At 46.0% G+C, this 1,356-nt stretch carries 1 protein-coding gene; it reads left to right on the top strand.

What is annotated here, in order from left to right; genetic code table 11:
* Positions 1-620: 620 nt before the first annotated feature.
* Complete coding sequence (locus HKD27_RS16835) at positions 621-1,286, top strand: fatty acid desaturase (protein WP_194690218.1); 666 nt, start codon at positions 621-623, stop codon at positions 1,284-1,286.
* Positions 1,287-1,356 lie beyond the last annotated feature (70 nt).

The following is a 1,356-nucleotide window of genomic DNA, read 5'->3' on the forward strand; positions in this document are numbered from 1 at the left end:
GTCTCAGACGGCAGAAGAGGACCGATCAGCGCCCATTCCGCATCCGTCGCCCCGATCGTCTCGTCCAAAGCCATCTCCAAATGGCAGCGTTGAATCAATCTCGTGCACCCCCGTCAAGCTTTGTCCACGAGCGCTAGAGCCACAGGCTCTACATCTTGAAGCTGAAAGGATCGAAGAAAGATTGACCCTAATTTTCAAGCTAGTGGAACGTTCGAAAAGACTTGCCCTTGGACAGACCTCTGATGTCTAGAAAATGAAGTGTCAAAGTGACGCCGGTTCGTGCGTATTCGTCGAATACTTAAAAGCAAGAAATGGCCACATTTACTTATAATACTAGCGATCATATGGCGAAGCGAAGTCTCCATTCATCGGCCGCCAAGCCAAAAATAGACCACGAGGACATTACTCAGCGTATCTTCGAGACCTCTATTTGTAGCGAGACATATAGCGCCTTCTGAAAAGACTGTTATGTGTCGCCCTGATATGTCCCGCATAAAAACGTCTGGTATGACCTCTATGCGCCGCCGGATTAATAAGTCCCAATATCCTTATGATTAGCTTGTTGTCTTAATAAGTCATCCATACACATCTACTGTAAATTTTGTCGTCAGATAGGCCCTATGAGACAATTGATCGTTCAGGAACCCGTAAACAATGGCCCTCACGAGGATACTCTGGGCTCCATTAAAAGCTATCAGAATTCGAATTTTGGATTCAGTCTATGGCAAACCGTATCTACGATCGGCGCACTTTTGATCAGCTATGTGATTCTGTATCTGGGCGTCTCGCACGGCCATATACTCGTTCTTCTTCTCGCTCCACTGGCATCGGGATTAGCTGTCCGCACATTTATTCTTCAACATGACTGTAGTCACGGATCTTTGTTTAAATGTTCGTGGATGAATAACTGCGTAGGCAGGCTATGTTCTCTCCTGACATTCACACCCTATGATCATTGGAAAAAACATCACTCGATCCACCATGGCGGGTGGAACAACATTGATAGCAGAGGCAGGATTTCTGATTTTTATTCAGACTGCATTACCGTAGCCGAATATAAATCCATGGGCCTAAATAAGCGATTTTTCTACAGACTTTCAAAAAACCCAATTATTTCCATTTTTGTCATGCCTCCGATCATATTTTTCCTTATCTACCGGATTGCATTCGACACGCCCGCGGCTTGGCTGCGTGAACGGTTAGGTGTTTATCTGACCAATCTGACACTAGTAGTTTGTTATGCCGGACTAGGTCACGTTGACAAAAGATCTATACGATCTGCCTGAGATCTGATTCACTTCCTGCCTGTGGGGTAAGGAGCAGAGAGAACAGGCATGGCACGAGGCGATCTGACGG

It is taken from the genome of Gluconobacter sp. R75690, from assembly GCF_015244525.1.
GTDB classification, from domain to species: Bacteria; Pseudomonadota; Alphaproteobacteria; order Acetobacterales; family Acetobacteraceae; genus Gluconobacter; species Gluconobacter potus.